This window comes from Mycobacterium sp. NGS67 (assembly GCF_059812185.1).
Window position 1 is genome coordinate 24,205 of the sequence record NZ_JCALCF010000015.1, and the last position, 22,428, is coordinate 46,632.

The window sequence follows — 22,428 nt, forward strand, 5'->3', positions numbered from 1 at the left end:
CGCGCGCCGTCTAGCCGAGACCGCCGGTACCCAGTACCCTGGGTATTGACTATCGAGTGTGATCTTCCTAACGTCGAAACCCAGGCCCTGGCAAGGCACATGAAGGGACACAGCGATGACCACTGCGGTACGACCAAGTGGACCCAGTCGGGAAGAGTTCTCCGAGCGCCTGCTCAAGGGCTCGGTCAAGAAGTCCTACGAACCCGTCGTCGACATCGACTGGGACGCCCCGTTGGATCCGGACAAGTTCTTCCTGCCCCCGAGGCTGGTCTCGTTGTACGGCACCCCGATGTGGGACCAGATGACCCGTGCCCAGCAGATCGAGCTGTCCCGGCAGGAATTGGTGAACACGCTCTCGGCCGGGATCTGGTTCGAGAACATGCTCAATCAGTCATTGCTGCGGACCATCCTGCACGAGGACCCGACGAGCAGGTCCACCCACTACAAGCTGACCGAACTGGGCGACGAAACCCGCCACATGGTGATGTTCGGAAAAGCCATCGAGCGCATCGGCGCAAAACCGGTGCGGCCGAAACGTTTTCACCGTTACGTCATCAATCTGCTGCCACTTGCGTTCCAGCGCGGGTCGATGCTGTGGGTGGCCGCGCTGATCGGTGAGGAGATCTTCGACTCGCTGCAACGCCAGATGATGGACGACCCCGAACTGCAGCCGATCATCCAGCGCCTCATGCGGATTCACGTCACCGAAGAGGCCCGGCACATTCAGTTCGCGCGCGACGGCGCGCGCAAGCGGGTGACCGAGATGCCGCGCGTGAACCGATGGTTCATGGCCAACATCAACGGGCTGGGCGGGTACTTCTTCAATTACCTGTTCAGCAATCCCGTGCCGTACGCGCGCACCGGCCTGGATGCCAAGCGGGCCCGACAACTCGCCCGGCACAGCGCACACCGCCGCGAGGTGCAGATCGCCGGATTCGCCCCGCTGGCAGCCTTTTTGACCGAAGTGGGTCTGATGGGGCCGGTGGCGCGCCGCGGTTGGAAGCGCAGCAGGTTTCTGTGACGCTGATCGTCGGCGCGGGAGCAGTCGGCGCGGCGGCCGAACTGCGGCAGGCCGGAATCACCGACGTCGCGACGTTTGACGGCGAGGTAGTCCGTTCGGTGTTCGACGACGAGACCGACACCTGGGTGCTGCAGACCACGGCTGACGAAACCCTGCGGGCGGGTGTGGTCGTCGAGTCGAGCCCGACCCGCTACGTCCCCTGGGTACCGGATATCGACGGTCGCAGCGACTTCGCCGGGGAGTCGTTCCACGCCGCGGCGTGGGATCCGCACTTCCGCCCCACCGGCAAGCGCATAGCAGTCGTGGGCACCGACTCCTCGGCCGGCCACCGTCTGGGCCGGCTGTTGGAATCAGCCGGATCGGTAACCGTATTCGGACATGCGCCGCGCCGCATTGTCACCAACATCACACCGTGGACGCAGCGCTGGCGGCGCCGCCGCCCGCAACCGGGCCCGATGGTGGTGACGTCGCCGATCGAGGAGATCACGACGGCGGCCATCCGGACCGGCGACGGCGTCGAACACCCCGTCGACGCGATCATCTATGGCACCGGGTTCTCGATCGACAGTCAGCCGTTGGTCGGCACCGGCGGACAGACCATCCAGCAGGCCTGGCACGACGGCATGGAACCGTTCCTCGGGATGGCCGTGCACGGATTTCCGAACTACTTCTTCCTCACCGGCCCCGACACCGAGACGCAGGCACGCTACATCGCCGAGTGCCTCACGGTGATGGCGCGCACCGGCAGCCGTCGTATCGAGGTACGCCGCTCCAGCCAGCAGGTTTTCAACGAGCGCGCTCAACTCGCACCCACCACGCCGCCCTCGGTGACGGGGGCGTTCGAGACGTTCGACCTGTCGTCCAGCGCGCCCGATTACGAAGACACCTACGACGGCGATGCGACTCTGGAGATTTCGGGCACCCGTTACCCGGTGCACGTCCGATTGACCGGTCACCTCGACCCGCTTGACGGCAACTACCACTGGCAAGGCACCGTCCTGGACGACCTGCCCGACGACTCGATGAAGCGGGCGCGGACGGTCACGCTGTGCGTCGGCGATCGCACCGCGCCCGCGCGCATCGTCGAACAAACGCCGTGGGGCACTCATTCGGTCGCCGGCGTGGGTGCGCCTCCCTACGCTCGAAGCGGCGCCTGACGTCGGCTGCTTCAAACACGTCTAGCTTGGGTATGCCCCGTTCGGGATTGACCGCGCGCTGGGGTGGGTAGTTCCACTGAGATCGTGCGCAAAGACGGGCACGACAGCAGGAACGACGACTTCAGCGTGGCAGTGGTGGGGTTGCATCACACGACCGGGTGGCACAGCTATCCGGTGCCTAATCCAGTGCGCGCGGGAGCACTGACATCCGCCGCCAAGCCGCCACTTTCACAAATCGGGAGATTTGCCCGAAGATAGACGTCTCCGCCATCGAGGGCGGCAGCAGCTGACAACCGGGCAGGGTTCGAGGAGCGGGACATGGAATCGGACGACACGATGCAACCGGCGTGCCTTCTCGAGACGTCCCGCAATCCGGGATGGTTCGTATGAGTGCGGTGGCCAAGTCCTCCAATTCGTTGGGGCTGGAATCCCGAACCGAGCAATCGATAGTCCTGCTGTCCGCTGAGGGAGTGCTCGACGCCAAAAACTCCGCCGAGCTGCGCGACAACATCACCAAGGCCACGCATGACGTCCCCGCCGCGGTCGTGGTCGACGTCAGCGGGCTGCAGGTCCCCGACGAGGCCGCCTGGTCGGCTTTCGTCAGCGCACGCTGGCACATGGACGCGCGTCCGGACGTCCCGATCGTGCTGGTCACCGCCAACCGCGCGGCTCGCGAGGCGATCGCGCGCAGCGGCGTCGCCCGATTCATGCCGGTGTACCCGACCGAGAAAGCGGCCATCAAGGCCGTCGAGCGGCTCGGGCGCCGCAAGCTGAAGCACGCCCAGGCCAAGCTGCCGGCCAACCTGACCAGCCTGCGGGAATCACGTCAGCTGGTCCGCGAATGGCTGACCACCTGGTCGAAGCCGGGACTCATCCCCGTCGCGCTGGTGGTGGTCAACGTGTTCATCGAAAACGTGCTGGAGCACACCGGAAGCGAACCGGTGATGAGGATCGAGTGCGACGGCCAGACCGCGACCATCGCGGTTTCCGACACCAGCAACGCGCCCGCAGTGCGTCTGGCGTCGCCGCCCAAGGGCATCGACGTGTCCGGGCTGGCCATCGTCGACGCGTTGTCGCGCGCCTGGAGCAGCACCCCGACGGCGGCGGGCAAGACGGTCTGGGCGATCATCGGACCCGAAAACCAGCTCTGACATTCAGCTTCGCCCAGCGTGTAGCCAGTGCGAAAAAACAGCCGATTTTTCGCGGTGGCTACACGCTCGGCGTAACAGGAGGATGCCGTGCGCTTCAGTTACGCGGAGTCGTTGACCGACCCGCAGTTCTACATTCCGCTGGCTCAGGCAGCCGAGCGGGCCGGCTACCACAGCATGACGATCGCCGACAGCCTCGCCTACCCCTTCGAGTCGGACTCGAAATATCCCTACACCCCCGACGGCAGCCGGGAGTTCCTCGACGGCAAAGAGATCGTCGAAACATTCGTTCTGACAGCGGCTTTGAGCGCGGTGACGACGACGTTGCGGCTCAACTTCTTCGTCCTGAAGCTACCCGTCCGGCACCCGGCGCTCACCGCCAAGCAGGCCGGTTCGCTGGCGGCGCTCAACGGCAACCGGCTGGGACTCGGCGTGGGGACCAGCCCGTGGCCGGAGGACTACGAGCTGATGGGCATCCCGTTCGCCAAGCGCGGCAAGCGAATGGACGAATGCATCGAGATCGTCAAGGGTCTGACCACCGGCGAGTACTTCGAATTCCACGGCGAGTTCTACGACATCCCCAAGACGAAGATGAGTCCGGCGCCCACTGAGCCGATCCCGATCCTGGTCGGCGGGCACGCCGACGCTGCGCTGCGACGGGCCGCGCGGCTCGACGGCTGGATGCACGGTGGTGGCAGCTCCCCGGAGGAACTTGATCGACTCATCGCCCGGGTCAAGCAGTTTCGCGACGAAGAGGGCAAGACCGGCCCGTTCGAGATTCACGTCATCTCCACCGACGCCTACACCGTCGACGGGATCAAGCGTCTCGAGGACAACGGCGTCACCGACGTGATCGTGGGTTTCCGCTGGCCCTACATCGTCGGCCCGGATAAGGACCCGCTGGCGAAGAAGATTCATCTGCTGGAGAAGTACGCCGATCAGGTGATCGCCAAAGCCTGACCGTCACAACGTATCCCATTTCGGTGCACGTTTCTCGCGATGCGCCCGCGCCGCCTCGGCGGGATTGTTGGTGAAGCCGGTCAGGATCTGGGTGCGGTTCTCGATCTCGATGGCATGCCGCAGGCTGGGCGCATCCAGGGCGGCGTTGAGGCCGATCTTGGTCTGCCACACCCCGAATGCGTTGTTCTGCGCGATCTCTCGGGCTTTGTCCAGCGCGGCAGTCATCAGGTCCTCGGCCGGAACCACCTGGTGCACCAGCTTGATCCGGTGGGCCTCCTCGGCGTCGATCATCCGACCGGTCAACATCAGCTCACGTGCCACTCCGGCGCCGACGATCTTCGGCAGCAGGTAGCTGGTGCCCATGTCCATCGAGGAGAAGCCGGCCTTGATGAACGCCGAGCCGAATCGTGCTGTCTCGGAAGCGATGCGGATATCGGAATGCAGTGCGAACGCCAGGCCGCCGCCGACCGCGACACCGTTGACCGCTGCGATCACCGGGATCGGCAGCTCGTAGAGCCGGACGAACAGATCGGCCAGCCGCACCTGCGCGTCGTAGGTGACCTTGAAACCGGGGGTCGACGGGTTGACGTCGGTCCAGGCTTCGCCGGTGCCACTCAGATCGGCGCCCGCGCAGAAGCCTCGTCCGGCGCCGGTCAGAATCACTGTCCGATGTTCACCCCTGCTCAGCACATCCAGCGCTTCGTCGGTGGCTCTGATGAGAGACCCGTCGATGGCGTTCAACAGTTTGGGCCGGTTCAGCGTGAGGCAGGCGATGCCGTCTTCGAGAGTTTCCAGTGTGACTGCGGGTTCGGGTGCCATATCGAAACCGTAGGACATCCGGCTGACGGGGGTGTTCCGGGCGACCCCTAACCCTGCCGCTTGGCCAACCACTCGGCCTGCATCGCGAACAACCCCATCAATTCCGGCTGCGGTGTGTCGGGATCGAGTTCGCAGTAGCGCCGGAAGATGTTGACGACGACGCGTTCGGAGTCCAGCCAGGACGCGTACTCACCGAGGTCGACGGTATCGACGGCCTCCGCCAACGACAAGCCCTTGGTATGAGCCGCGTCGGCCTGCTCGATGAGGTGCACGAAATAGCCACGGACGGCCCGGATCCCGTCGGTGTCGGTGACCGGCCCGTGGCCTGGCACCACCACAGCAGGGTCCAGCGCGATCATCGCGTCGCAGGCCGCGATCCAGTTGGCGATCGGACCCGCCCACACGATCGGTGTGCAGCCGATGAACAGCAGGTCCCCGCCGAACAGCACCCCCACGTCGGGCACGTGCACCACCGAGTCGGCACCGGTGTGGGCGGGTCCCAGGTTCAGCAGGTCCACGCGGCGGCCGCCGACGTCGACGGTCAGTTCGCGGTCGAAGGTCTGGTCGGCGTTGCGTATGGTGATCCCGCTGAAGTCGAAGTGGCCGAACCGGTCTCGCGCGTACTTCGTCGCGACCGGACCCAGGTCGGCGGTCTGGATCCCGACCAACCGGTCCGCGTTGGGTTCGTGCGCGATCTCCTCGGCGGTGCCGGCGGCGGTGATGATCCGAACTCGACTGTCCAGCAACTGGTTACCGTGCGTGTGGTCGCCGTTGGAATGGGTGATCAACGCGTCGGTGATGGGCGCCCGGTCAGTGATGGGACGCATCGCGTCGAACATCTCACGGGTCAGCGTCAGGTCGAACAGCGTGTCCACCAACAGCGACGCCCCGTCGCCGGTCACCAAACCCGCGTTGCTCCAACCGTATCCGCCGTCGGGCAGCGTCCATGCCCACACCCGTTCGGCGACCTCGTGCAGCCCGCGGGTGTAGGGCACCTTCGCCACAGCCGGATTCACCCGCTGCGCGAGCCCGGCCGAAGACGGATTGGGCCGCGGCGCAAGCGGATACGGGGCCGGTGACGCCCGCACGGTCTGACGCGTCTCCCCCAGTCCCTCGACCCGCAGCGTCACCACGTCCCCGTCGCGCAGCCAGCCCGGAAACGACGGCCTACCCAGGTGCTCGACGAGCGTGCAGGTGGGCACGGTGCCCGAACCGATCACGTCGCCGGGGCGCAGCGTCACGCCGCGAGAGATGTAGGAGATCACCTCGGGAAAGCTCCAGTCCATCGTGCCGGTGGATCCCGAGCCGACGACGGTGTCGTTGACCAGTGCGGTGACCTGCAGGCTGAGTTTGCCGTCGCGGCAAAAGGGTGCCAGCTCGTCGGCGGTCACCAGGCACGGTCCCAGGGTGACCCCGCTGTCTTTGCCTTTGGCCTGACCGATCCGCAACTGGCCCTCCAGCATCTGCAGGTCGCGCGCGGACCAGTCGTTGAAGATCATGTACCCCACGACGGCCTGCTCGGCCTGCTCCACCGTCAGGTCTTTTCCGGGGGAGCTGATCACCGCCGCAATTTCCAGTTCGAAGTCCTGCCAGGCGCTTCCGGGCGCCATCGGGGCATCGTCGTAGGGCCCCAATACGGTTGCCGGGCAGGCGAAATAGAATGCCGGGATCCGGTACCAGGTGTCCGTCAACACCCGGCCGCCGCCGGTGGCCTCCTGACAGTTGCGCATGTGGTCCAGGAAGCACAGGGTGTCGCGGATCGACGGCGGCCGCGGGATCGGGGCGGCCAGGGTCACGTCAACCAGCCGAATCACCGACGACGGTGATTGCAGCGCCGCTTCTCCGGCCGCACGCAGCGCGTCCGGCCCCGCCGAGATCAGGTCTAGCAACGTACGACCCGGCTCCACGGCGTAGACGTCGTCGCCGGACAGCACACCGACGCGCTCGTCGTCCCGGTCCCGGAAGGTGACCCATTTCATTCCCGTACCACCGGCGGAGTTGCAGTATTCGAAGTGCGCGGCATTCCCCGATCATCCATCACGGCCGATCGGCCACTGCGTGCGGCCAGTAGCCGATCACCCGTCGAACTCGAGGTCTGTTTGCGCGGAGTCGTTCCCGCGCGACCCTCGCGGGGTCGCCATCCGCAGCAGGATCCCACGGAGAACGTCGAACTATTCAGTCAACGTGCGTATGGACTCGCACCGTGCTCGACAGCACGCTGAATCCAGACCGCGGCGAATGCCAGCGGCTGATCAGACCGCACCGAGCGAAGGTACCAACATGTCGTCATCACCCGCTGCAGACGCCGAGACCCGATTCGTGGACGGGGTGAACGCCCGATTCGCCTATCGCCGGTTCGGCAGCACATCCGGGGTACCGCTGGTGCTGGCCTTACGCTTTCGCGGCACGATCGACCACTGGGATCCGGTGTTCCTCGATCGGCTGGCTGCAGAACGCGATGTGATCATCTTCGACAACGTGGGTCACGGCAGAACCGATGGCACCGCACCCACCACCATGGACGCGCTCGCAGGCGGACTATTGGAATTCGTCGAGGCTCTGGGTGTGACCCAGATCGACCTGTTGGGATGGTCGCTCGGCGGAATTGTGGTGCAGGCGGTGACGCTGCAGCGCCCCGATCTAGTGCGTCGCCTGGTTGTCGCAGGCAGCTCTCCCGGTGGCGGCGTTCCCGGTATGCCGCAGGCCGATCCGAAGATCTGGCAGGTGGCGACCAAGCCCGTCAACGACGACGACGATTTCCTCTACCTGTTCTTCCCCGATACCGACCGTGCTCGCGAACTGGGCATCCAGTCGCTGCGCCGTCTGGACACCCGCACGCTATCCGAGGACCACGTGGCGGTTTCGCTGGAAACGATGCAGGCTCAGTTGGCCGTCATCGGATCTACCGGATCAAGCGTGTGGGATCGCCTGGGCGAGTTGACGATTCCGGCATTGGTTGCCAACGGCGCACACGACCACATGATTGATGCCTACGCCACGTACGCGATGGCGGGCCGCCTGCCCAACGCCAAGGTGATCCTCTACAGCGATGCCGGCCACGGCTTCCTCTTTCAGCACATCGATGACTTCACGATGGAGGTGCTCACTTTCCTGGCTTCGTGATTAGGTCATCCGACGGATACCGGCCACCGCCGCGGCCCGGCAATGTCGCCGCCATGGAACCGAGTTCAGCTCAGGATCACCTGGCCGCGGACCTGCTGGTCATCGCCTTCGGCAAGGGTGGCAAGACCCTGGCCGCCGATATGGGCCGGCGCGGTCACCGCGTGGTCTTGGTCGAAGAGTCAGCCGCGATGTACGGCGGGACGTGCATCAACACCGGGTGCGTCCCCACGAAGTCGATGGTGCACCGAGGCGAGCATCAGATAGCGGCGGTCTCCGGCGCGTCGGCCTACGCAGACGCGATGGCCTCCACCGAGCGACTGACAGCCGGTCTGCGCGCAGCCAACCGCGCATCGATGGCACCCCTCCCGTCGGTGACGGTCCTGACCGGCAAGGCGCGTTTTCTCGATCCCGAGAACGTGGAGGTTTCCACGGCTTCGGGGCCCGTGGTGATCACCGCCGGTCACATCGTCATCGGTACCGGGTCGACACCGAACATCCCAGATCTGCCGGGGCTCAGGGAGAACCCGGTAGTGGTGACCAGCGCGGAGCTCCTCCGGAAGACGTCGCGACCTGACCAACTCGTCATCCTGGGCGGAGGTTACATCGGTCTGGAGTTCGCGTCGATGTACGCCGGGTTCGGAAGCGCCGTCACCATCCTGGAGCATCGTCCCACCGTGCTGGCGAACGAGGATACCGACGTGGCCGACGCTGCGCGGGCGCTGCTGCGGCAGCGGGGCGCCACCATTATCACCAGCGCGAACATCGTTGGGTTGCAGACGATCATGCGTCAAGGCGGTCCACCGGCAGCGCGCGTGGAGTATCTGGTTGACGGTCGTTCGGCCACCGTCGACGCCGACGCCGTACTCGTCGCGCTCGGGCGCACGCCCAACACCGCCGATCTGGGTCTCGATCGTGCCGGCGTGGAGACCACCGATATCGGTGCCGTCGTCGTGGACGATTACCGGCGCACGAGCCAGTCGCACATCTTCGCCGTCGGTGATGTGAACGGCGGACCACAGTTCACCTACATCTCGCTCGACGACTATCGCATCGTTCTCGATCAACTCACGGACGCACCGGTGCCCCGCCGGGCCTCGCAGCGCGATGTGGTGCCCAACTGCCTGTTCCTCACACCGCCGCTGGCACGCGTCGGCTTGACCGAATCCCAAGCGCGCACAGCGGGTTACGAGGTCCGTGTAGCCGCAAGTCCCGTGGTCAATCTCGCGACAGTCGCACGCGCGCGGATTGTCGGTCAAACCGCCGGGATGATGAAGGTGGTCGTCGACGCCACCACCGACAGGATCCTCGGTGCGACGCTGCTGTGCCACGACGCCCACGAAGTCATCAACCTGGTCGCATTGGCGATGCGGCACGGGATCACTGCCAGCACGCTACGCGATGGGATCTACACCCATCCGTCGATGTCGGAGTGTTTCAACCAGTTGCTGGGAATGCTCACGTGAAGTCGAGGACGACGCGGAAGCGCGCACGCCCCGACATCATGCGTTCGTAGGCCCGTGGTGCCTCGCCGAACGGGAGCGGCTCGATCATCGGGGCAATCTGATGAGTGAGCGCGAACCCGAGATTGTCTTCGTTCTCGATCGCAGACCCGGTCAGGCTGCCGATGATGCTGCGTCCGCCGAAGATGAGGTCTGGTGTCTGCACGGGTATCGGCTCGGGTGAGGCACCCACGACCACCAGACGGCCGCGCGGCCGCAACCCGGGGATCAGACCCGCCATCGACGCGCCACTGGCCGCCGTGGCGACGATGGCGGTCGCGCCGCCCAGTGCGGTGAGCGCCCCGGCGGTGTCTTCGGCCGCACTGTCGATGTAGTGGTCGGCACCCAGATCCCTTGCCAGCGAAGCTTTCTGCGTACCTCGGGCCACCGCGGCGACGCGGTACCCCATCCGCTTTGCGTATTGGATCCCGAGGTGGCCCAGACCACCGATGCCCTGGACGGCGACCAGGGTGTTCAGCGGAGCCTGGCCGGCGCGCAACGCGTTGAAGACGGTCACTCCCGCGCACAGCAGCGGCGCAGCGGTCAGCACGTCGAATCCCTCGGGGATGCGCACCAACCCGCTGGGGCGGGCGTACACGATCTCGGCGTAACCGCCATCGACGGTCGTGCCCGGCTGCGGTTGATCGGTGCAGTTCACGAAATCGCCGTAGCGGCAGTATTCACATCGTCCACAATGTCCGCCCAGGAAGCCCAGCCCGACGCGATCGCCAACGCGCCAGCGATCGTCCACTGCCTGTCCAACCGCGTCGATCGTGCCGATCACCTCGTGTCCCGGCACGATCGGCTGCGTCGGATCCGCCCGCTGCCCCTCGACGCCGAGCATGTCGCTGTGGCACACGCCGCACGCCGCTGTCCGGATGCGCACCTCCCCTTCGAGTGGCTCGCGCAATTCGCGCTCCACCATCGCGAAGTTGCGTTGGCCGGTCACCTGATACGCCCGATACGAATTCATGCCGTAACGACACCAGATCGGTGGACACTTCGGTATCAGCACACCGACCGTCGTTCGGCGCAGTGGCGTGCCGCCGGCGCCGCCACTGATTTCCGCAGTCTGGAGCCCAGACGAGTTCGCTGTCTCAGTCACCTCACCTATGCCGGAGGCTCAGATGTCACCCTGGGACGGGATCCCATCGCCGAGCGCATCCCGAAGCTGGTTGCGACTGGTGATGCCGAATTTGGGAAAGATCTTGTACAGGTGCGCCGCGACAGTCCGGTGGGATAGGTAGATCCGGTCGGCGATCTGCCGGTTGCTGAGACCGGCTGCGGCCAGTTGAGCGATCTGCAGTTCCTGTGCAGTCAACTCCGCGACCTGATCCTCCGCAGTCACGTGCCCCGGCAGTTGCACTCCGGCAGCGCGTAACTCCCCGCGGGCACGCTGCGCGAACGGATGCGCTCCACGCGCTTCGAACACGCGCAGCGCAGTCGACAACTGTGCGCGGGCGTCGACGATACGGCGTTGACGTCGCAGCCACTCGCCGTAGCAGAGCTGCGTGCGGGCGTACTCCAACGGACTCCGTTCAGTCGCATCCGCGCACTGGAGTGCGGCGTTGAAGTGATGCTCGGCATCGGGGTCACTGCCCGCGAGCAGGGCGCGGCTGCGGTGCACCAGCATCGCAATGTGCTCGGATCCCAGAGTGGTTGCCTCCGAGGCAATCTCGTCGATGAGATCGCCGACCATGCTCGGATGTCGGCTACCGACCGCCGCCTCGGTCAGATCGCCGATCGCCCAGCGGCGGGCACTGCGGTCACGGGTCATCTGCGAGAGGTCGACGAATGCCTGCTGGTAATCGTGCACCGTGAGTGCCAGCAATCCGCTGGCCCAAGAGAGGTCGTCCAACCAGAGCAGCGGCGTGTCGGTCGGCAGATGCTGTCGGGCGGTTGCGAGCGCTTGCTCTGCTGCCCGGATCTCTCCGCGCCAGGCATGCGATCTCGCCAGGAGCGCTGCCGCGGCACCGGTACTGATAGATAGGTTGGCATCGGTCGCTATGCGGAAAGCGCCTTGAGCGCTGACCGTCGCCTCCTGTAGGTGTCCGGCGATGATCTGCGCACGCGCGGAACCGCGGAGCGCTTCGCACTCGATGGTGGGTGCCCCGGTGGCGTGGGCGACTGCGGCCGCCTCGGTCCAACAGCCTTGCGCGATGTTCAAGTCCGACACCGATTCCGCGGCAAGGCCCATCGACATCAACGCGGTGACGTCGCCGGCCACCTGAGTGCGCAGCCGCTCTGCCTCAGAACGGAAGTGACGGGCGTACTTGGTGTCCTCGGCGATGGCGAGGGCGATCTCGATGGAGGGGTCTCCGCGGTACTCGATCGAATGCAGCGCTTCGGCCGCCATATGCCTGTCACGCTCGTCCATGCCGTGCATGCGACACTGAGCGGCCGCGGCTGCCAGTAGACGCGTCTGATACTTATGTTCGCCGTTGTCGCCGAGTCGGTCTGCCAATGAAACGAGATCCGACACCTTCGGGGCCGCAACGCCTGTGGTGATACCCATCGTGAAGCGCGCGAAGGCGAGCTCGAACAAGTCGAGGGAGTCGGTGGCGAGCGGTTCTGCCTCGCCCAGGATGTCGATCGCTTCCACCGTCAGCCCTGCGCGGTAGGCCGGCATGATCGCGCTCACCAGGCGACGAACGCGTCTGTCCGGCGATGGTGACAACGCCGCAGCGCGCCGCAATGCCGCGGCCGCTTCGTCGTTCGCGCCGCGGTGTAATGCACTGTCGGCCAGTCTTTCCAGCTCGGCGGAAATGGTCTCATCGGGCCCGTAGGCCGCTGCGGAACGCTGCCATACTGCACGCATCGGATCGGTCGCTGCCTCGGCGAGAGCGCGATGGAAGGTCGAGCGTTGCGAGAGCCCTGCCGCGTTATAGGCGACCGACCGAATCAACGGATGGCGAACGCGAAGCGCACCGGCGCCGACGGTGATCAATCCATTGCGCTCCAACGGGTCCAAGTCGCTTTCGGACAGCCCCACCCGTCGGGCAGCATCGACCAGCTCGGCCAGCGGTGCATCATCTCCGGCTGATATCAAGGCCAATAGCTGACGACTTGGCTCGGGAAGCGAATCGAGCTGCTCGAGCAGGACACGCTCGATACGCCGAGTGGTCGGCAGCGGTGTCGTCGCCGTCAGCACCGTGTGCTCGTCGCTCGCCAACACGGCTTTGGCCAACTCGGCGATGGCCAAGGGATTGCCTCCGGCCTCGGCCAGGATCCGGCGTTGAGCCACATCACTGAGAGTGCCTGCGCCCGTGTCGGTTACCGCCTCGGCCAACAGTGCCCGCGACGTGTCGTCATCGATGGGCCCGAGCGGGAATCGCGACAGCGAGACGAGCCGCTCCGGCTCACCGTCCAGGTTCGGTCTCGCGGCGCACAGCAGCAGGACAGGCGAATTCGCCAGCCGGCGTCCGACGAAGGTCAACACATGCAACGAGGAGCCGTCGAGCCACTGAGCGTCGTCCACGATGAGGATGAGCGGTTGGTGAGCCGCCGCTTCCTCGAGCAAGCCGAGCATCGCCACCCCGATCAACAGAGGGTTGGGGAGTTCGTGCTCCTCCATCCCGAATGCCGCCAGCAGGGCTCTGCGTTGGTGGTTCGGTAAGGCTTCGGCATGACCCAGGAGGGGATGAACGAGCTCGTGAACGGCCGCGTAACCCACTTTCGCCTGAGATTGCACACCCGCGCACGAACGCACAGTGAATCCGTTGTCGCCGGCCCACCTCGCGACGGCGTTCAGCAGCGTGGTCTTCCCGATGCCGGCTTCGCCCTCGACGACGAGTGCGCGGCCCGACTGGGTGATATTCGACGCCGCCGAAGTCAGTGCAGTGAACTCGTCGGTGCGGCCGATCATCGACATCGCACCCCCGCGCCCCGGGTCATGGGTTTGACGGTAACATCGCTGAGTAGGTTATTCCAATCCAGATGATCGGGGGTGCCGCTGAGTGCCGATGAATGTGGACGATGACTGCCCGATTGCACGCGCGATGGCGGTACTAGGCGAGCGATGGTCGATGTTGATCCTGCGCGAAGCCATGTTGGGGCGCACGCGATTCTCCGAGTTCCGTACCGAACTCGGCGTCGCACCAGACATTCTGAGCAACCGCTTGTCGGCCCTGGTCGCAGCGGGCGTCTTCGAGGTCGTCGACTACCAGGAACCCGGTGACCGCAGGCGGCAGCGGTACGAGTTGACGGATGCCGGCCACGAGGTCAGCACCATCCTCGTTGCACTGGGACAGTGGGGCCGGACGCACCTGCCCTCTGCCACCGACAGCAGCAATCGGTTCGTCGAGAGCGTTACGCGCAAGCCGGTGCGAGCGGTGCTGAGACGCCGCGACGGTCAGATCGTCGAGCCGACGGACGTCATCCTCATTTCCAAACCCACCTGACGTAAACGCCGAGGCTAGTCATCCGACCTATACCGACTGTCCCCGCGGGCTGGAAACCTAACTGCCATGAGCACTCTGGCGTCGGCTCCATGTCGACTACCCGCCGGACATCGCCACCCACAGTCCGCAACAGGTGCTCTACATCGACGAGGACGGCCTGATCCGGCGACGTGACTACCAAGTTGACATTGCCGGCGGATCACCTGCGGCGCACTATGTCTCGGAGTTCGACGTCGACGGCATGATTGTTCCGGCAAGGCGCATGATTTTCGTACGCGATGACGCGGGACATCCCATGCTTGATCAGCTGGTCGTCTCCATCGAGCTGACGGACATTCGCGTTAACTGAGGGCGGGCTGCGTCCTTGGATGTCATTCCCGTACCACCTCACTCGGTTTCTTGTCGGGGCGCAGCCCTCGCCAGCTCGGTTGGCGCAGCCGGTTTTCCGGGGTCCACTCGCTGTAGCGCACCTCGCCCACCAACTTCGGCTCCAGGAACGTAACGCCCTTGGCTTCGCGAGCGGGAAGCTTGACGGCGAAAGGTGATTCGTCGGTGTGCAGAGGCGCGAAGGTTTCCTTCAGCTTGGCTTGCTCGCGGTCGGTGAAGCCGGTTCCGACTCGTCCGACGAACTGCAGTCCGTCGGGTCCCGGTATGCCCATCAACAGTGCTCCGATGCCGCTGCTGCGCCCACCTTCGCCTGCGCGCCAGCCGCCGATCACGACTTCCTGGGTGTTCCAATGCTTGTCCTTGATCCACGAGGCGGAGCGGCGGCCCGGCTGGTAACTGGAGTCACGCTTCTTGGCGACCACGCCCTCCCAACCTTGCCTGGCCGAATACTCCAGCGCCTCGGCTCCGTCGCCGCCGGAGAGCAACGGAGGAACGATGAGTTCGCTTGCGCTGGCCAGGGTTTCCAACAGCTTGCGCCGATCGGCGTATTTGGCCCGCAGCAGTGAGCGGCCGTCGAGGTAGAGCAGGTCGAACGCCCAGAACTCGATGCGGGTGGCGCGGACCCGGTTCTGCATCCGGTTGAAGCTGGGTACGCCCGCGTCATCGAGCGCGACGACCTCGCCGTCGAGCACCACATGATGTTCGGCGAGATCGGCTGCCACCGCGGCCAATTGGGGAAACTCCGCGGTGATGTCCCGGCCGCTGCGCGAACGCAGCCGCATCTGGCCGTATTCGGCGTCGACCAGTAGGCGGTAGCCGTCCCATTTCCCCTCGAACGCCCATTGACCCTTCGTCAGCCCGGCGACCGAACCGTGCGTGGCGAACATCGGTGCGAGACCGTCGAAGTCGAAAGCCTTCTGGTCCTTCATCCGGTGCGCCAGCCACTGGTTGCCGTTGGTCTGGATCAACGCGTACCGTCCGGAGATCCGGTTGCCGTGCAGGTTGACGATGACCTCGTCATCAAGGAACTTCTCGGCGTCGTAGGTTCCTGAGTCCCAGATGACGACCTTGCCGGCGCCGTATTCGCCCTTGGGGATGATGCCCTCGAACCCCCCGTATTCCAGCGGATGGTCTTCGGTGTGCACCGCCAGGTGGTTCACCGCGGTGGTCTCGGGCAGATTTTTCGGCACCGCCCACGACACCAGCACCCCGTCCCGCTCCAACCGGAAGTCGTAGTGCAGGCGACGGGCGTGGTGCTCTTGGATGACAAAGGTGTTGCCTTGCCCGGTAACGGGTTTCGAACTCGGCACCGGTTCCGGAGTCTTGGACGGATCGCGCATACTGCGGTATTTCGTCAGCCGGTCCGCCACCGGGGCGTCGGCGTCCAACGGGGCAAGTAGATCGCCGTCGCGTTGCACGCGGGCCAGCACCTCGTCGTAAAGCAGGTGGCGCAGCTCGGGGTCCTCGATCTCTTCCCACGTCCGGGGCGCCGCTACCGTCGGATGTTCTCGGCCGCGCAGCGAGTACGGCGCAATGGTGGTCTTTGCGCCGTTGTTCTGGCTCCAGTCCAAAAAGACCTTGCCGGCGCGCAAGCTCTTGGTCATCGTCGCGGTGACCAGCTTGGGCATGGACTTCTCCAGTTGCAGCGCAACACGTTTGGCCAAGATCGTGGCGCCGGCGCTACTGACCGGTTCCTCCAGCGGGGCGTAGAGGTGCAGACCCTTGCTACCGCTGGTCAACGGAAAGAGGGTCAGTCCGATATCGGTGATCAGTTCTCGGACGGCGTGGGCAACCTCGCAGAGCTGCGCCATCGTCACACCCTCGCCGGGGTCCAGGTCGAACACCAGGCGGGTGGCCGGGCCGGGCTTGAGTTCTTCGGCGCCCTTGCGGGTCCACTCGGCGACGAAGCGCCACTGCGGCACATGCACCTCGAGCGCGGCCTGCTGCGCGATCCACGCCAGCCCGTCGGCGCTGTTGATGATCGGGTAGGTCGTGGTACCCGACCGGTGCGTGACGCTGGCGCGCGGTAGCCAGGCCGGCGCCGACGACGCCAGCTGCTTTTCGAAGAACGAGGGCTCGTCGACACCGTTGGGCCAGCGTTTGCGCGTCGCGGCCCGACCCGCGATGTGCGGCACCATGACTTCGGCGATACCGGTGTAGTAGTCGAAGATGTCCCGCTTGGTGGTCCCGGTGGCGGGGTAGAGCACCTTGTCGGCATTGGTCAGGCGCACCTGTTGCTCGCGTGCCGAACCCATGATGTCAACGTAACGTGTCGGGCATGGAGCGCGGGCTCGTGATCGGCGAAGCGCTGATAGACATCGTGGCGGGACCGTCTACCACCCGGCATGTCGGCGGCAGCCCGCTGAATGTGGCCGTGGGCCTTGCCCGCCTGGGTCGCGGTATCGATTTCCTGACCCACATCGCTGACGACGCGAACGGCCGCCGCATCGCGGCCTATGTCAAAGACTCTGGCGCGCAGCTGGTTTCGGGCAGCGTTGCCGCTACCCGGACACCTACCGCCACGGCGACCATCGCCGCCGACGGCTCGGCGAGCTATTGCTTCGAGCTGGACTGGCAGCTCTCGGGGACCCCGCCCGTCCCGCCCCCACTGTTCGTGCACACCGGGTCGGTGGCCGCGGTACGCGAGCCGGGCTGCCTGGCGGTGGCCGCGCTGCTGGATGCCTACCGGGTGTCTGCCACCGTCACCTTCGACCCCAACGTCAGGCCGTCGCTGATCGTGGACCGCGAGCAGGCGCGCGACCGCGTCGACAAGCTCGTCGAGCGCAGCGACATCGTCAAGGTCAGCGAGGAGGACCTGCGCTGGCTCGCACCCGACCGCCCGCCGCGGGACACCGCGCGTGGCTGGCTGGCGTCCGGGCCGGCGATCATCGCCCTGACCATGGGTGAGCGCGGCTCGCTGGCGCTCTGCGCGGCCGGTGAGGTGACGGTGCCGGCGCGTCCGGTAGAGGTCGTCGACACCGTCGGTGCCGGTGACGCGTTCATGGTCGGTCTGCTCGACACGCTCTGGGAAGCGGGCCTGTTGGGCGGTGACCGGCGAACCCTCCTGCGCAGGATCGGGTTGGACACGCTGACGTCGGCGCTGGAGGCCGCGGCCGCGGCGGCGGCACGCGCGGTGAGCCGCCCCGGCCCCTGAGGCGAGCAGCCGCAATGGCCCTCGCACGCTCGGCGTGTCGGGTACTTTTGCGATCCCTCGGCATTAACTGGGCATACTGAGGCAATGCGCTCCATTTGGAAGGGCTCGATCGCGTTCGGGCTCGTCAACGTCCCGGTCAAGGTGTACAGCGCCACCCAGGACCACGACATCAAGTTCCACCAGGTGCACGCCAAGGACAACGGACGCATCAGGTACAAACGGGTCTGCGAGGTCTGCGGCGAAGTCGTCGAATACGGTGACATCGCCCGCGCCTTCGAATCCGACGACGGCCGGTCGGTCATCATCACCGACGACGACATCGCCACCCTGCCCGAAGAGCGCAGCCGCGAAATCGAAGTGCTGGAGTTCGTCCCGGCCAGTGAAGTGGACCCGATGCTGTTCGACCGCAGCTACTTTCTGGAGCCAGATTCGAAATCTTCCAAATCCTATGTGCTGCTGGCCCAGACGCTCGCCGAATCCGACCGGATGGCGATCGTGCACTTCTCGCTGCGCAACAAGACCCGACTGGCCGCGTTGCGCGTCAAGGACTTCGGCAAGCGCGACGTGATGGTGATTCACACGCTGCTGTGGCCTGACGAGATCCGCGACCCGGATTTCCCGGTGCTGGACAAGAAGGTCGACATCAAGCCGGCCGAACTCAAGATGGCCGGGCAAGTGGTGGAGTCGATGGCCGACGAGTTCGACCCGGACCGCTACCACGACGACTACCAGGAGCAGCTGCGGGAACTGGTCGACGCCAAACTCGAAGGCGGGGAAGCGTTTACGGTCGAGGAGAAGCCAACCGAGCTGGACGAGACCGAAGATGTCTCCGATCTGCTGGCCAAACTCGAGGCCAGCGTGAAGGCGCGCTCGGGTGACGGCAAGGCGCCGGCCAAGAAGTCCGCGGCGAAAAAGGCACCGGCCAAGAAGACGCCGGCGAAGAAGGCACCGGCGAAGAAGGCGGGTTCCAAAGCGGAGTCGAAATCTTAAGAGCCCTTGACCGGCACGGGGTCACCAGTGACATTCTGGGTTCACCCTCAACGGGTCGACTGTTCTGCAGAGGAGTTGCCGTGAAGTTCGCTCGGTCTGTCGTTGCATTCAGCCTCTTCGTCGGCATGGCGCTGGTGCTGTCCGGGTGCGGCGGCGATTCCAACAAGTCGGCCTCCTCGTCGTCGTCGACCGCCCCCGTCATCCCGGTGGACTGCGGCGGAAAGAAGAAGATCCTGGCCGCGGGATCGACCGCGCAGAAGAACGCGATGGAACAGTTCGTCTACGCCTTCATCCATGCATGTCCGGGACACACCCTGGACTACAACGCCAACGGATCCGGTGCCGGGATGGCGGCATTCATCGGGGGCCAGGTTGATCTGGCGGGCTCGGACTCACCGATGAACGCGGACAAAGGCGAACCCGACAGCGCCCGGGCGCGCTGCAATTCCCCTGCGTGGGACATTCCCGTCGTATTCGGCCCGATCGCAGTCACGTACAACATCAACGGGATCAATTCGCTCAGCCTGGACGGGCCCACCATCGCCAAGATCTTCAACGGGGCCATCACCAAGTGGGACGATCCGGCCATCAAAGCCCTCAACGCCAATACCAACCTGCCCGCGATTCCGATCCATGTCGTGTTCCGCGCCGACAAGTCCGGGACCACCGACAACTTCCAGAAGTATCTGGACGCCGCCTCCAACGGTGCGTGGGGTAAAGGCGCCGGTCAGGTGTTCAACGGGGGTGTCGGCGAAGGCGCCACCGGCAACGACGGCACCTCGCAGGCCATGAAGAAGACCGACGGGTCGATCACCTACAACGAATGGTCCTTCGCCGAGGGGCACCAGCTGAACAAGGCGCAGATCATCACCTCGGCGGGACCCGAGCCCGTGTCGATCAGCCCGGAGACGGTCGGCAGGACGATCAGCGGCGCCAAGTTCAAGCCCGGCAGCGACGAGCGCGACCTGATCGTGGACACCGCGTCGTTCTATCTCCCCACCCAGGCCGGCTCCTACCCCATCGTGTTGGTCACCTACGAAGTCGTCTGCTCCAAGTACCCCGACGAACCCACAGGCAAAGCGGTAAAGGCGTTCATGCAAGCCACAATTGGTGACGGTCAGATCGGCTTGGACGAGTACGGATACATTCCGTTGCCGAAGTCGTTGCAATCAAAGCTCACACCGATCGTCAACGCCATCGCATGACCGGTAGTCGGGGGACGGCGTTGCACGATCCCTCCGACATCAGTCAGCGAAACCCCCACGGCTCTAACAATTTTGTCCGCTGGACGACTTCGCTGGGTCATCCGGCCAGTGCCGGCCCGCTGGTCCCCGTTACTGACTCGTGATTGAAAATTCGTGCCGAGTCGCCGGATTTGGTTGTGTGCCCGCTCATCGAGCATTTACCGTGGGTTAACCATCAGGTTCGGCGTGGCTGCACGGGCGGCGTCGGAGTGCCGCTGCTGCCCGTTGCGGCCGACGGCAGTGGTGGCCGGGCGAAGGGAGCGTCGACGGTGACCAACACCGGGTCGGAATCGCGAGTGGGGTCGCAATTTGGTCCCTATAAATTGGTGCGCCTGATCGGTCGCGGCGGGATGGGTGAGGTCTACGAGGCCGAGGACACCCGCAAGCACCGGGTGGTCGCGCTGAAGCTGATCTCCTCGCAGTATTCCGACAACCCGGTGTTCCGCACGCGGATGCAACGCGAAGCCGACACCGCGGGACGGTTGACCGAGCCGCACATCGTGCCGATTCACGACTACGGCGAGATCGACGGCCAGTTCTACGTGGAGATGCGCCTGATCGACGGCGTCTCGTTGCGCTCGATGCTGACCCAGTTCGGTCCGCTGACCCCCGCGCGAACGGTGGCGATCGTGCGGCAGATCGCCGCTGCCCTGGACGCCGCCCACACCACCGGGATCACCCACCGCGACGTCAAACCGGAAAACATCCTGATCGCCAACAACGATTTCGCCTATCTGGTCGACTTCGGCATCGCCCGCGCCGCCCACGACCCGAACGTCACCCAGGCTGGGATGGCGGTCGGAACCTACAACTACATGGCGCCGGAACGGTTCACCGGTGACGAGGTCACCTACCGGGCCGACATCTACGCGCTGGCCTGCGTGCTGGGCGAGTGTCTGACCGGTGCGCCGCCCTACCGGGCGGACAGCGTCGAACGATTGATCGCCTCGCATCTGATGGAACCGGTACCCCGGCCCAGCGTGCTGCGCCCGGGACAGGTGCCAGAGGCCCTCGACCAGGTGATCGCCAAGGGCATGGCCAAGAACCCCAATGACCGCTACATGACCGCCGGCGACCTGGCCAGCGCCGCCCACGACGCCCTCACCACGCCCGAACAGCGTCAAGAGGCCACCATCCTGCGCCAAGGTGACAACGAGACGCTGATCGCACCCGTCGTCGACCCCAGCTTGAATGGCGGCTGGAACAGCTACGGCGGCTCGGGCCAGCATTCGTCTGGTGCCTACGTGCAACCCGCGGGTCCCTCATACAACAGCGGCGCCGAGACCCAGTACGCACCGGTGCCCCAGTACCAGTCCGGGGACCAGACCACGCGGACGCCCGTGCCCCCGTACCAGTCCGGGGACCAGACCATGCGCACGCCCGTGCCCCCGTACCAGTCCGGGGACCAGACCATGCGAACGCCCGTGCCCCCGCAACACTCCGGGGACCAGACCATGGCTCAGCCGCTGCCGTCGAACGCCGGCGGCTGGCGTTCCGCGCCTGCTGGGAATTCGGGTCAATGGACGCAGGCGGCCCCGGTCGCCGGCGCGGGATGGGCCAGCCAGCCCGGGGTCGCCACCGGGCCGTCGTACGACCAGCCGTCGGGACCCTATGCGACCACCACCCCGCCGTCGGAGCGCAAGTCGCGCAAGCCGCTGGTGATCGGCGCGGTCGTCGCCGCGGTCTTGTTGGCGGTGGCCGCGGTCACCGCGTTCATGGTGTTCGGCGGAAAAGACGGCGGCGAGGAGCAAGCCAACGGCCAAGCGGTGATGCCGTTCTCCGGGCTCACCTTCCGTTTCGCGCCGGGCGGGGTGGCCATGGACCCGAGCGGGACGCTCTACGTCACGAACCAAACCATGTACGGCAAGGTGGTGACGTTGCCGGACGGCTCGTCGTCACCGACGGTCAAGCCGTTCAGCGGCCTCTACGAACCGCAAGGTATCGCGGTAGACGGCTCGGGAAAGATCTACGTCAGTGACTTCAACAATCGGGTGGTGGCGTTGTCGGCCGGCTCGAACAACCAGGTCGAGGTGCCTTTCGTCGGGCTGAGCTATCCCGAAGGTGTCGCGGTGGACGCCCAGGGCAACGTGTACGTCGCCGACCGCGGCAACAGCCGGGTGTTGAAAATGCCGGCCGGTTCCAAGGAGCAGACCGAGGTGCCGTTCGAGGGCTTGAAGCATCCCGACGGGGTGGCCGTCGACGGTGACGGCAACATCTATGTCACCGACACCGACAACAGCCGGGTGCTCAAGCTCGATGCCGGCACCACCAATCAGACCGCGTTGCCGTTCACCGGCATCAGCGCGCCGTGGGGCATCACCATTGACGGTGCAGGCAACATCTACGTCACCGACCACGACAACAACACGGTTTCCAAGTTGCCCGCCGGTGCCACCACGTCAGTGATACTGCCGTTCGAGGGTCTGAACACCCCGCTATCGGTCGCGGTGGACAAGAAGGGCAACGTTTACGTGGCCGACCGCGGCAACGGCAGAGTGTTGCGGCTCGTCCCGACCAACACCTAGG

At 65.5% G+C, this 22,428-nt stretch carries 17 protein-coding genes; 12 read left to right on the top strand and 5 right to left on the bottom strand.

Annotated elements, in window-relative coordinates; translation table 11 throughout:
• The first annotated feature begins 115 nt into the window (after positions 1 to 115).
• The 4 genes from AC5Y4D_RS15685 to AC5Y4D_RS15700 all read left to right on the top strand — a co-directional run bounded on the left by AC5Y4D_RS15685 (position 116) and on the right by AC5Y4D_RS15700 (position 4,286).
• On the top strand, positions 116 to 1,021 hold the full coding sequence (locus tag AC5Y4D_RS15685; protein WP_499945433.1) for an AurF N-oxygenase family protein: 906 nt from the start codon (positions 116 to 118) through the stop codon (positions 1,019 to 1,021).
• Between the two features lie 212 nt (positions 1,022 to 1,233).
• Entirely contained in the window at positions 1,234 to 2,178 is a 945-nt protein-coding gene (locus AC5Y4D_RS15690) for a DUF4873 domain-containing protein (protein ID WP_499945559.1), read from the top strand.
• Positions 2,179 to 2,555: 377 nt separating this feature from the next.
• Entirely contained in the window at positions 2,556 to 3,329 is a 774-nt protein-coding gene (locus AC5Y4D_RS15695; RefSeq protein ID WP_499990286.1) for an STAS domain-containing protein, read from the top strand.
• Between the two features lie 87 nt (positions 3,330 to 3,416).
• A complete protein-coding gene (locus tag AC5Y4D_RS15700) occupies positions 3,417 to 4,286 on the top strand; it encodes a TIGR03619 family F420-dependent LLM class oxidoreductase (RefSeq protein WP_499945435.1) in 870 nt (289 codons plus the stop codon).
• A gap of 3 nt (positions 4,287 to 4,289) precedes the next feature.
• On the opposite strand, the gene AC5Y4D_RS15705 is transcribed toward AC5Y4D_RS15700, so the two are convergent.
• Positions 4,290 to 5,105 (bottom strand): enoyl-CoA hydratase/isomerase family protein, encoded by an 816-nt coding sequence (locus AC5Y4D_RS15705; RefSeq protein WP_499990243.1) that lies wholly within the window; start codon positions 5,103 to 5,105, stop codon positions 4,290 to 4,292.
• Positions 5,106 to 5,152: 47 nt separating this feature from the next.
• Positions 5,153 to 7,084, bottom strand: a complete 1,932-nt coding sequence (locus AC5Y4D_RS15710) for a fumarylacetoacetate hydrolase family protein (protein ID WP_500037576.1) — start codon at positions 7,082 to 7,084, stop codon at positions 5,153 to 5,155.
• 301 nt (positions 7,085 to 7,385) lie between these two features.
• On the opposite strand from AC5Y4D_RS15710, the gene AC5Y4D_RS15715 reads away from it, so the two are divergent.
• Positions 7,386 to 8,228, top strand: a complete 843-nt coding sequence (locus AC5Y4D_RS15715; protein ID WP_500037577.1) for an alpha/beta fold hydrolase — start codon at positions 7,386 to 7,388, stop codon at positions 8,226 to 8,228.
• Positions 8,225 to 9,691, top strand: coding sequence for an FAD-dependent oxidoreductase (locus AC5Y4D_RS15720; protein WP_500037578.1), 1,467 nt, complete (start codon positions 8,225 to 8,227; stop codon positions 9,689 to 9,691). Before AC5Y4D_RS15715 ends, AC5Y4D_RS15720 begins: the two co-directional genes overlap by 4 nt.
• Here the strand turns inward: AC5Y4D_RS15720 and AC5Y4D_RS15725 are convergent.
• The gene (locus AC5Y4D_RS15725; RefSeq protein ID WP_499990238.1) at positions 9,684 to 10,700 is read right to left on the bottom strand and encodes an alcohol dehydrogenase catalytic domain-containing protein; all 1,017 of its coding nucleotides are present in this window, start codon (positions 10,698 to 10,700) and stop codon (positions 9,684 to 9,686) included. The two genes, AC5Y4D_RS15720 and AC5Y4D_RS15725, sit on opposite strands and share 8 nt — an antisense overlap.
• Before the next feature lie 150 nt (positions 10,701 to 10,850).
• On the bottom strand, positions 10,851 to 13,598 hold the full coding sequence (locus AC5Y4D_RS15730; protein ID WP_499990237.1) for an ATP-binding protein: 2,748 nt from the start codon (positions 13,596 to 13,598) through the stop codon (positions 10,851 to 10,853).
• A 91-nt stretch (positions 13,599 to 13,689) separates the two neighbouring features.
• On the opposite strand from AC5Y4D_RS15730, the gene AC5Y4D_RS15735 reads away from it, so the two are divergent.
• Together AC5Y4D_RS15735 and AC5Y4D_RS15740 are read left to right on the top strand one after the other, a co-directional pair.
• Positions 13,690 to 14,127: a winged helix-turn-helix transcriptional regulator gene (locus AC5Y4D_RS15735; protein ID WP_499990236.1), complete on the top strand. Its 438-nt coding sequence runs from the start codon at positions 13,690 to 13,692 to the stop codon at positions 14,125 to 14,127.
• 133 nt (positions 14,128 to 14,260) lie between these two features.
• On the top strand, positions 14,261 to 14,476 hold the full coding sequence (locus tag AC5Y4D_RS15740; RefSeq protein ID WP_499990235.1) for a hypothetical protein: 216 nt from the start codon (positions 14,261 to 14,263) through the stop codon (positions 14,474 to 14,476).
• A 22-nt stretch (positions 14,477 to 14,498) separates the two neighbouring features.
• Here AC5Y4D_RS15740 and AC5Y4D_RS15745 read toward each other — a convergent pair whose 3' ends face one another.
• Complete coding sequence (locus AC5Y4D_RS15745) at positions 14,499 to 16,769, bottom strand: ATP-dependent DNA ligase (protein WP_499945439.1); 2,271 nt, start codon at positions 16,767 to 16,769, stop codon at positions 14,499 to 14,501.
• Positions 16,770 to 16,792: 23 nt separating this feature from the next.
• Here AC5Y4D_RS15745 and AC5Y4D_RS15750 point away from each other — a divergent pair, with 23 nt between their 5' ends.
• The 4 genes from AC5Y4D_RS15750 to AC5Y4D_RS15765 all read left to right on the top strand — a co-directional run bounded on the left by AC5Y4D_RS15750 (position 16,793) and on the right by AC5Y4D_RS15765 (position 22,427).
• A complete protein-coding gene (locus AC5Y4D_RS15750; RefSeq protein ID WP_499945440.1) occupies positions 16,793 to 17,668 on the top strand; it encodes a carbohydrate kinase family protein in 876 nt (291 codons plus the stop codon).
• A gap of 84 nt (positions 17,669 to 17,752) precedes the next feature.
• Complete coding sequence (ku, locus tag AC5Y4D_RS15755; RefSeq protein WP_499945441.1) at positions 17,753 to 18,658, top strand: non-homologous end joining protein Ku; 906 nt, start codon at positions 17,753 to 17,755, stop codon at positions 18,656 to 18,658.
• A gap of 80 nt (positions 18,659 to 18,738) precedes the next feature.
• Positions 18,739 to 19,863: a phosphate ABC transporter substrate-binding protein PstS gene (pstS, locus tag AC5Y4D_RS15760; RefSeq protein ID WP_499945443.1), complete on the top strand. Its 1,125-nt coding sequence runs from the start codon at positions 18,739 to 18,741 to the stop codon at positions 19,861 to 19,863.
• A gap of 308 nt (positions 19,864 to 20,171) precedes the next feature.
• Positions 20,172 to 22,427, top strand: a complete 2,256-nt coding sequence (locus tag AC5Y4D_RS15765) for a serine/threonine-protein kinase PknD (RefSeq protein ID WP_500037579.1) — start codon at positions 20,172 to 20,174, stop codon at positions 22,425 to 22,427.
• Position 22,428: the final 1 nt, after the last annotated feature.

Bases quoted from the DNA above. Each gene is read 5' to 3' on its own strand.
- AC5Y4D_RS15685 (WP_499945433.1), top strand. From the start codon at position 116: ATGACCACTGCGGTACGACCAAGTGGACCCAGTCGGGAAGAGTTCTCC.
- ku (WP_499945441.1), top strand. From the start codon at position 17,753: ATGCGCTCCATTTGGAAGGGCTCGATCGCGTTCGGGCTCGTCAACGTC.
- AC5Y4D_RS15710 (WP_500037576.1), bottom strand. From the start codon at position 7,084: ATGAAATGGGTCACCTTCCGGGACCGGGACGACGAGCGCGTCGGTGTG.
- AC5Y4D_RS15745 (WP_499945439.1), bottom strand. From the start codon at position 16,769: ATGGGTTCGGCACGCGAGCAACAGGTGCGCCTGACCAATGCCGACAAG.
- AC5Y4D_RS15695 (WP_499990286.1), top strand. From the start codon at position 2,556: ATGGTTCGTATGAGTGCGGTGGCCAAGTCCTCCAATTCGTTGGGGCTG.
- AC5Y4D_RS15730 (WP_499990237.1), bottom strand. From the start codon at position 13,598: ATGTCGATGATCGGCCGCACCGACGAGTTCACTGCACTGACTTCGGCG.
- AC5Y4D_RS15735 (WP_499990236.1), top strand. From the start codon at position 13,690: ATGAATGTGGACGATGACTGCCCGATTGCACGCGCGATGGCGGTACTA.
- AC5Y4D_RS15715 (WP_500037577.1), top strand. From the start codon at position 7,386: ATGTCGTCATCACCCGCTGCAGACGCCGAGACCCGATTCGTGGACGGG.
- AC5Y4D_RS15725 (WP_499990238.1), bottom strand. From the start codon at position 10,700: ATGAATTCGTATCGGGCGTATCAGGTGACCGGCCAACGCAACTTCGCG.
- AC5Y4D_RS15750 (WP_499945440.1), top strand. From the start codon at position 16,793: ATGGAGCGCGGGCTCGTGATCGGCGAAGCGCTGATAGACATCGTGGCG.
- AC5Y4D_RS15705 (WP_499990243.1), bottom strand. From the start codon at position 5,105: ATGGCACCCGAACCCGCAGTCACACTGGAAACTCTCGAAGACGGCATC.